Source organism: Microcystis sp. LE19-10.1B (assembly GCF_027530565.1).
Taxonomy (GTDB): domain Bacteria; phylum Cyanobacteriota; class Cyanobacteriia; order Cyanobacteriales; family Microcystaceae; genus Microcystis; species Microcystis aeruginosa.
In genome coordinates, this window is sequence record NZ_JAPZQM010000533.1 from 1 (window position 1) to 8,340 (window position 8,340).

Consider the following 8,340-nt stretch of genomic DNA (forward strand, 5'->3'; position numbering starts at 1 on the left):
TTCTGGGACTTTTTCTCTGAAAATTAGGTAATTGACCAGATGAGAATCGGTAAAACCCTACACCCCACACCCCACACCCCACACCCTGTCCCCACGAAAAACTTTTTCAGCAGACCCTAATTAGGGGTCTCAAGACCCCCCTAGCGGCCACCGAGAAAACCTTGACCAGCTAAGTATTTTTACTCAAGTCTCTGGAGGGGGACAGCTTATGTGACAGTTGAGGGTGCGGAATGTGGGCTTGAAATGCTCACACAGCAAACGGATAACAAAATTGGTCAATTGTCAATGGCGTTTGAGATGCGCTGACCCCGGATCATTAATTGCCTCTTGGGAGAATTGATAAATTGCCATTATTTTAAGCCATATTCTTCTCTTAATCTTGTTTTTAACTGCTCAAAAACTAATTCCCCATCGGTTACATTACCCGCTAAAATTTGCTCGGTTGCACTATCAATTTTTTGCCGTAACTCCTCTAATTGATGGTTAGTTTCCTGACTATCTTCGCCTAAAATAATAATTTCTACTCTTTGACTGGATCGAAAGGGTAAATCGGATAAAATTAACTGATGTGATCGCTCAATTGTCACATATTTTTTGTAAGCATTCATATTAGTTTTACTTTCTTTAATTCTGCTAATTTAAACTCTTAACCACTAACAACTCATTCCCCCGGTCATCAATTACTTTAACGGCAATTTGCCGATGTTCTCCCACTGCAAAAGGTGCGCTGGTTGTCCCTGCTAGATGTTCCCAGACTGATTCCTCATAGGTTCCCTTTAAAGCTTTCTTAATCGAATCCCAAGTGCCGGTACGGGGAAAAATGCCTGATTGACGTGGAAACATAGGCCGTTGTAGTCAGTATCGAGAAACCAAGCGGGGACATTCTTACCCGGTTCTGAGTCCACTTTCATTGTAACCGGGTCAAACACATCCAACCCCAATAACTCCACTTGATATTTACTCTCAGCGATGGGATTAATCCTAATCTCTTTTGTGTGGGGAGCATCTCATTTATGCAAGTGCGTAATTATACTTATCCCTAAAACTGTTTTCTAGCAAGGCTTTCAAAATAGCTTGACATAAAAACCTGATTTAGGGGTTACAAAGGTGAGATGCTCCCCTTTGTGTGCCACTATTCATAAAAAGGGTCCGCCACCTGAAAAGCCGCCCTCCTTGGCCAGAAGCGGTCAGAATGATTGCTTCTCTTGGGGGTTTTTTAGGTAGAAAAGGCGACGGTGAACCAGGTGTTAAAACTATTTGGTTGGGACTGCGAAGGTAACATGATATCAGCCAGACTTGGAAACTATCTCATCAAATTAGTCCCCCCATAGAACCCCCTTGAGCCATCTTGCAGACTTTTCTCTTTTTGTCAAATTTTATGTTAAGAAAGATGTGACTAATGGATAGGGGGGGCAGGGGGGATCGAACCTAAAATCCATTTTTAATTTAATTATAACCAGCTACTTATCATGTTTGATTCTCCTGTTGATCTTCTCATTCTCTCCAATGGCCCTGGAGAAATATCTACATGGGTGCGTCCAGTTGTCAAGAGATTGCGACAAAACTTAACAGAAGATCGATCGCTGTTGCGGATTTCGGTGATTCTTTCCCCTTGTACTCATTCTATGGGGGCGGAAACGGAAGTAGTTAGGAAATATCCAGAGGTCGATCGAGTCCAGTCGCCAGAAAACTTCTTTAATTTTCTTTTCTGGGGAAAAACCGCCGATAATTGGGATTGGCACCCCAAGGGCATCGTTTTATTTTTAGGGGGCGATCAATTTTTTGCCCTCACCATCGGTAAACGTTTGGGTTATCGCACCGTTATCTATGCGGAATGGGAAGCGCGTTGGTATCGGGGTATCGATCGCTTTGCCGTGATGAATACAAGTGTATTAAAAAATATTCCTGAACAATATCAATCTAAATTTACCGTTATCGGCGATTTAATGGTAGATTTGCCCACTGCTATCACCCCCGATGATGCTACCTTAATTGCACTCCTCCCGGGTTCCAAACCCTCAAAATTGGCCCAGGGTGTACCCCTAACCCTAGCCATTGCTGAAAAGATACACGCGCAGGCTCCCCAGACTAAATTCTTAATTCCCGTCGCTCCTACCCTAAATTTAGCTTATTTGGCGAAATTTGCCGATCCTAGCTATAATCCGATGATCACTAAAACCGGTTGGAGTGCTGCCCAATTAAAAAACGGAGAAAAACCCTATCTAGAAACAGCTAAGGGGGTAAAAGTTGACCTAATTACCGATTTTCCCGCCCATAACCAGCTTTCTCGCTGTCATTTAGCTTTAACGACGGTGGGAGCTAATACTGCCGAATTAGGGGCGCTGGCAATCCCGATGATTATTTTACTACCGACTCAGCAACTAGATGCGATGAGAACTTGGGACGGTTTACCCGGTTTATTAGCCCAACTGCCGGGGGTGGGTTCTTTATTTGCTAAGATGATTAATCTCTATATGTTGCGGAAAAAGCGTTTATATGCTTGGCCAAATATTTGGGCCGGTGCCGAAATTGTTCCGGAATTATTGGGGGAATTACAACCAGAAGAAGTGGCAAATATGGCTATATCTTGGTTAGAAAATCCCGAACAATTAGAGGCTATCCGGCAAAAATTGCGGGCAGTGCGCGGGCAAGCGGGAGCAGTGGATAAGTTAGTATCTATTATTGCCGAACAACTGTCTAGCTTCTAAGCAATCAGAGAATTAAGCTTGTTGGTAGTGAGGATCAATTGCGATTAATTTATTAACAGTTTGATAGAATTCCTGCTGATAAAATTCCCGTTGATTGCTGTCGAGAGCATTAATTAATTGTTCTTGACAGTAGCGACGATATTCCATTAAACTAATTTTTTCCATAGCTATAATAGCATCTTTGATCTGTTCTTCTGGCTGCAAAATTTCCTGACTGGTATGTTCATTTAAGTGAAATAAAGAATTAAAATCACGGTTTTTGTCTGTGGTTATCATCAATAAATGATTCTGTAAAGCTGACATCAAATCTCTTGGTTTAGTAATTTGGGTTTCTAACTCTAGAATTACTTGCCATAACCAACGATAATCCGGGAGATTAAAAATTAAATCTTTTTCATCCAAAGATTCTAAAATTATTTCCCGATATTCAGGATAATGGAGATAGATTAATAATAATAACCATTCGGCTTTTTCCGAGCTATTTTTTTCGGATTTATCTAAAATATTTTTCCTCTTGATTGCCAGAGATTTTCCTTGAGGTTTATTAACCTGCTTTGAGAGATTTTTTAAAATATAAGGCAAACGAGTGGCATCTTTTTGAGCCAAAATTTCAGCACAATAATCTAGATAAAAAGTGCGTTGATTGCTATCGATTAACTTTTGCAGTAAACTCACCATACTATTGGCTACTTGTTGAAAATGTAGTCCCTGTTTTAAATCTTTATTAACCAACATTTGCGAGATTTGCCAATCAATCCAAAAAGGAGATTTTTCGATTAGTTCTCGATAACTATTCACCCCGTCAGCACGAGATTTAAGAAATTCATCGGCATCTTTACCATCGGGAAGATTGAGGATTTTTAGGTTAACTTGTCCCGAATAAACTAGGGAGTTAATTTCCTCGATCGCCCTTTGTGTCGCTTTAATTCCCGCTTGATCAGCATCAAAATTAAAGATTATTTGTTTATTTTCACTGTAGCGCAAAAGTAATTTAATTTGCTCTTGACTTAAAGCTGTTCCTAAACAGGCAACCACATTAGTAATACCAGTAGCATGGAGAGCGATTGCGTCAAAATAACCCTCGACAACTATCGCTAAATCTTGCTGAATAATTGCCTGTTTAGCTCGATCGAGAGCAAAGAGAGTTTTTCCCTTTTCAAATAGAGGAGTATCGGGAGAATTTAGATACTTTGGCTGCTCATTACCTAAAGTGCGACTACCAAAAGCGATCGCTCGTCCTTGACTATCAAAAATAGGAATCATTAAACGATCTCGAAATTGATCGTAATAACCACTACCATTTTGACGCGCTTTAATTAATCCCGCTTGTTCCACTAAAGCCACAGGATAGCGCTTTTGTTCCACTAAATAACGATAGAGAGTTTCCCAACCTTCCGGAGAATATCCCAGTTGAAAAGCTGCGATAGTTTCCGCGGTTAGTTGTCGTTGTACCTTGAGATAATCTAACGCTTTTTCCCCTTGAGGTTGACTAAGGGCGTGTTGATAAAAACTCACCGCCACGGCCATTATTTCGTATAATTGTTCCTTGAGGGATAATTTCTGTTCTAATTCCTGACGCTGTTCTACTGCCAGAGTTTTAATCGGGATTTGATACCTTCTAGCGAGATCGAAAACCACCTCACTAAAAGATTGTTTTCCCACTTCCATAAGAAATTTAATCCCGTTTCCCCCCGCACCACAGCCAAAACAGTAATACATTTGTTTGGCAGGACTAACCGTAAAACTGGGGGATTTTTCCTCGTGAAAAGGACATAAACCAACGTATTCCCGTCCCCTTTTTTTGAGGACGACTCTCTCGGAAATTAAATCCACAATATCAATTCTTTGTTTAACTTCTTCGATCGTGTCCGGATGTAGTCGCGGTGTATCCATAATCAGTTATCAGCAGTCAGGAGTCAGATGTGAGTTTTAAGTGAGCAGTATATATTAAGTGAGCAGTATTAAAGCTGATCACTGAAAAATCTCCCCAACACCTAGCACCCCCACTAAGGCCCTTTTTGACTCCTGGAAATTCGCACCCATAAGTAATAAGAAAGGACTTGACTTTGGCGGCGGCTTGTGCTATGCTTTTCTAATAATGGGAATCCGTGCAAATTTTTACAAGTTCAAATATTCCCATTATGAATAAAATCTTTTAAAAATATTATCTCAAAATCTCCCGACAAAAGCCAGCAAAATTTCGCCCATAATTGTTAAGTTTTGTTAAAAATGCAGAGACCGGCAGGGAAAGAACTGATTACTGATCACTGATCACTGAAAAACTTCCCCACTGCGATGGCTGCATTTTGTCCTCCGAAACCGAAACTAAGACAGAGACAATTGTGCAGGGAAAAATTAACAGCCGATCTAGTTAAATTTAACTGAAAAGGCGACTCGCGCACACCGACACAGGGGGGAATTAGCTGATTTTTCAGGGCCATTAAACAAAAAGCCACGCCTAATGCCCCCGAAGCCCCTAAAGTGTGTCCTGTTGCCCCTTTTGTCGAGCTTACAGCCACTTGCGAGCCAAAAATGCTGGCGATCAGGTTTGCCTCCCGTTCATCGTTTAAACGCGTGCTAGTGCCGTGGGCGTGAATGTAATTAATTTCATCTTTTCTTAATTGACTTCTGTGCAAACATAGTTCTATGGCTTTGGTAGCACTACGATTATTCACCGCCGGGGCGCTGACATGATCGGCATCGCAGGTAAAACCATAGCCCAAAATTTGCCCGTAGATGGGGGCATTTCTGCTTAAAGCCAGTTCTTCGGATTCAAGGACGAAAATCGCCCCAGCTTCGCCCAAAACCAAGCCCTCCCTAGCTCTATCAAAAGGATAACAGCCCGTTTTCGCCAAAGCTCCCATCTGTTCAAATCCCACCAAAGTTAAGGGAGTGATCGGGGTTTCGAGCGCCCCGGCTAAAACTCGATCGCATTCTCCCATAGTAATTAATTCTACAGCCTGTGCGAGCGACCAGATGCCCGTGGCACAGGCCGCCATGGGTGCTAACACTGGGGCGCCGGTTTCTATCAATCTAGCGGTCAATACCGAGGCGCGATCGGGTAAACTATCTAACCAGTTTTCTACTATTCCCGTCGCTGCCATCCGTTCCCATAAACCCTGACAACCGCGACTAGAACCGATAGTGACACCACAATCCTTTAAGGGAGGGGTTAATTGAGCGTCTTCAAGGGCAGCAATCAGGGCAATTTTGGTTAAATCCTCTAAAAATGCCGGTTTGTGACCGATTAAACCCAAGGGTAAAGCGGGTAAATCAGAAAAGGGTTGTTGCCTAGTTATACCAGTTTTGCCCTCTAGTAATCTTTGCCAACTCTGACTTAAATTTCCCAGAGAACTGATCAACCCAATTCCCGTCACCACAACATTCATTTATCAGTTATCAGGTATCAGTTATCAGTTATCAGCTATCAGCTATCAGCTATCAGTTATCAGCTATCAGTTATCAGCTATCGGAATATTAAATGATTGGGCGGGTGACGGCGAACATTAAATTATTGTCGCCCGGTCCCACCCTAACCGATCGCTATTTTTTCAGGTTTTCTGCACCGGAAACAACCTTGGCCGAGTCAATTTTATCCCCTTGTTTAATCGTATCGATCACTTCCATTCCCTCAGTTACATAACCAAAAACGGCATAATCACCATCGAGGAAATTGATATCCGACAGGGCAAAATAAAACTGAGAAGAAGCGGAATTAGGTTGTTGAGAACGGGCCATTGCGATTGCACCGCGTTTATGGGGTAAAGCGACGATGGGAGTGCGGGCCGTGGCCTGTTGACCGATTGCTTGCCCATAAATCGGCTCTTTTTCGTCTTTGAGGAGAATTTCCAGGGGAACATAACGGGATTGCTTGGTTTTCGGATCGACAAAACCACCAGTTCCGCGACCTTGGGGATCACCCCCTTGGGCGACAAAAGGCTGCGGTTCTGTAACCACGCGATGGAAAGTTAAACCATTATAAAAACCTCTCTCCACCAGATCCACAAAGTTACCGGCAGTAATTGGGGCCGCATTGCCATCAATTTCGATCGTTACCGGTTTACCTTTGATGATCATCTCGACCACGGCAGTTCCATCTAAGCGGGGTTTGTAATTATCCATAGAATTATCGGGGGTGGAGTTAGCTTCTGGGGAAGAACAGCCGAAAAGTGTCGTCGTTGTGATCAAAAAAAGACAAACTACAGACAGCCAGCCAGATTTTCTTATCTTCATCATTATTTTATAGCCAAAAAGATCGAAAAAAGGCCTACAATCCCTCTAGAGGAATTTCCAGAAAACGAGCGAGTTCCGCTCCTTGATTTTCCAATTCCGAGAGGGACATCGGATCGCCGACGCGAGTTAAAGGGATATCGCGACGCTGTTTAATCCGCAGGAATAGTTCCCGTTTCGGGTTGAGTCCTTCTCGCACTTCGGCCCGCACAGCTTGCACATCTTCGAGAGGCCAATCGAGATCAATGCGACGATTTTTGCCAGGGTAGCCCCAACGAAAGATTTTAACTTTGCCAGTTTCCTTGTTAAACTCGTTGTAACCACCTCCGACATTCCAGAGGAGAGATAACCAGAGATAGATGGCTAAAAGAGTCCCCGCAGTACCGTAAAAGAGGAGGGCGACTCCTTGGGGAATAAATTGTAAGGAACTGGTATCGCTAACGAGAAGTAGATTGACCTTCAAATAACTGGAAAGACCGGCGAGGAGAAACCCTAGACCGCCAATAGAGACGATTACAGCCCAAAAATAGTTACTAGGGCGACGCGCTCCCACTACTTCTTGCCGTAGGATCAGGCTATCTTTACTTGTTGTTTGCGCTTTCATGAATTCTTTTTAAGGTTGCCTAGAGTTATTTTACCAGCTTTTTTTCTCGCCACTTCCCCAACCCCGATCCAGGGTGTTGATTGGGAGCGGAATGCCGCCAAAATCACTCATACACTTTTTCTCTGATTAAGATCAAGGGTACTCTGTACCGGCGATTGCCTTCCAGAAAAGTTATCGAAAATTTAGTTGGTTAATGCTTCGATTTCTCTCATTGCTTGATCAATTCCTTCTTTAACTTTGCTCAATCCAGTTAAAAAGTATTGCCAATGACCGTGTTTGCCGTCGGTATTAATGGCATTACACCAGGGTTTAGCCGCTGCTTCCTTCACTTCCCTCAGTTCGTCCCATCCTTTAGTTTCTAAAATTAAATAGTTAGATTTAGCTGTCTTCAGACGGATAATAAAGTCTGGGAATAGTAAACCCTAAGCGTTCATTTTTAACAAAGGCTGCAGTGGCGGGATGATTGTCAATAATATAGGCGGCTGCCTGTTCCCATTGATCGGTATCAGCCACCACGTGGCAGGCGCTCGCTTTTCAAAAATATGCCAATTTGTCACTAAGACTTTACCCCGTCTCAGTTTGTCCATCAGGTGAGAAGGTACGAGGTCACGGGTGCGATACAAAGAAGCTTCGCCGTTGTCGGGGTTGAGTTCCTGTAACCCACATTCCGCACCCTAAGTGTCACAACGTCTCAAAAGAGGAAGGGGCGTGAGTCAAAATACTTATCTAGAGGAGTGAGTTGGCGGCAAGCTGCCGCCAACTAAGCCGAAAATTTCAGGGTTCCCCCGGTCATTCTCA

Annotated in this window: 9 protein-coding genes and 1 pseudogene; 2 read left to right on the forward strand and 8 right to left on the reverse strand. The window is 43.1% G+C overall.

Annotated elements, in window-relative coordinates; all coding sequences use genetic code 11:
* Positions 1–350: 350 nt before the first annotated feature.
* Together O9332_RS19235 and O9332_RS19240 are read right to left on the reverse strand one after the other, a co-directional pair.
* Entirely contained in the window at positions 351–608 is a 258-nt protein-coding gene (locus O9332_RS19235; RefSeq protein WP_002761013.1) for a hypothetical protein, read from the reverse strand.
* A 25-nt stretch (positions 609–633) separates the two neighbouring features.
* On the reverse strand, positions 634–843 hold the full coding sequence (locus tag O9332_RS19240; protein ID WP_002761011.1) for a hypothetical protein: 210 nt from the start codon (positions 841–843) through the stop codon (positions 634–636).
* A 279-nt stretch (positions 844–1,122) separates the two neighbouring features.
* Between O9332_RS19240 and O9332_RS19245 the strand changes: the two are divergent.
* Together O9332_RS19245 and O9332_RS19250 are read left to right on the forward strand one after the other, a co-directional pair.
* Positions 1,123–1,342, forward strand: a pseudogene (locus O9332_RS19245) (IS4 family transposase); the annotation flags it as partial.
* Positions 1,343–1,469: 127 nt separating this feature from the next.
* Entirely contained in the window at positions 1,470–2,708 is a 1,239-nt protein-coding gene (locus O9332_RS19250) for a glycosyltransferase family protein (RefSeq protein ID WP_002761027.1), read from the forward strand.
* 12 nt (positions 2,709–2,720) lie between these two features.
* Here O9332_RS19250 and dnaG read toward each other — a convergent pair whose 3' ends face one another.
* The 6 genes from dnaG to O9332_RS19280 form a co-directional block, all read right to left on the reverse strand.
* Positions 2,721–4,601 (reverse strand): DNA primase, encoded by a 1,881-nt coding sequence (gene dnaG, locus O9332_RS19255; RefSeq protein WP_288026945.1) that lies wholly within the window; start codon positions 4,599–4,601, stop codon positions 2,721–2,723.
* Between the two features lie 371 nt (positions 4,602–4,972).
* On the reverse strand, positions 4,973–6,097 hold the full coding sequence (locus tag O9332_RS19260) for a beta-ketoacyl-ACP synthase (RefSeq protein WP_002761024.1): 1,125 nt from the start codon (positions 6,095–6,097) through the stop codon (positions 4,973–4,975).
* Between the two features lie 154 nt (positions 6,098–6,251).
* Positions 6,252–6,944: a peptidylprolyl isomerase gene (locus O9332_RS19265; RefSeq protein WP_002761022.1), complete on the reverse strand. Its 693-nt coding sequence runs from the start codon at positions 6,942–6,944 to the stop codon at positions 6,252–6,254.
* Positions 6,945–6,975: 31 nt separating this feature from the next.
* Positions 6,976–7,542 (reverse strand): photosystem I assembly protein Ycf4, encoded by a 567-nt coding sequence (locus O9332_RS19270; protein WP_002761019.1) that lies wholly within the window; start codon positions 7,540–7,542, stop codon positions 6,976–6,978.
* A 182-nt stretch (positions 7,543–7,724) separates the two neighbouring features.
* A complete protein-coding gene (locus O9332_RS19275; protein ID WP_002761017.1) occupies positions 7,725–7,871 on the reverse strand; it encodes a hypothetical protein in 147 nt (48 codons plus the stop codon).
* 49 nt (positions 7,872–7,920) lie between these two features.
* On the reverse strand, positions 7,921–8,055 hold the full coding sequence (locus O9332_RS19280; protein WP_288026949.1) for a hypothetical protein: 135 nt from the start codon (positions 8,053–8,055) through the stop codon (positions 7,921–7,923).
* Positions 8,056–8,340: the final 285 nt, after the last annotated feature.

Coding starts and splice junctions, on each gene's coding strand:
- O9332_RS19235 (WP_002761013.1), bottom strand. CDS start 608: ATGAATGCTTACAAAAAATATGTGACAATTGAGCGATCACATCAGTTA.
- O9332_RS19240 (WP_002761011.1), bottom strand. CDS start 843: ATGTTTCCACGTCAATCAGGCATTTTTCCCCGTACCGGCACTTGGGAT.
- O9332_RS19250 (WP_002761027.1), top strand. CDS start 1,470: ATGTTTGATTCTCCTGTTGATCTTCTCATTCTCTCCAATGGCCCTGGA.
- dnaG (WP_288026945.1), bottom strand. CDS start 4,601: ATGGATACACCGCGACTACATCCGGACACGATCGAAGAAGTTAAACAA.
- O9332_RS19260 (WP_002761024.1), bottom strand. CDS start 6,097: ATGAATGTTGTGGTGACGGGAATTGGGTTGATCAGTTCTCTGGGAAAT.
- O9332_RS19265 (WP_002761022.1), bottom strand. CDS start 6,944: ATGATGAAGATAAGAAAATCTGGCTGGCTGTCTGTAGTTTGTCTTTTT.
- O9332_RS19270 (WP_002761019.1), bottom strand. CDS start 7,542: ATGAAAGCGCAAACAACAAGTAAAGATAGCCTGATCCTACGGCAAGAA.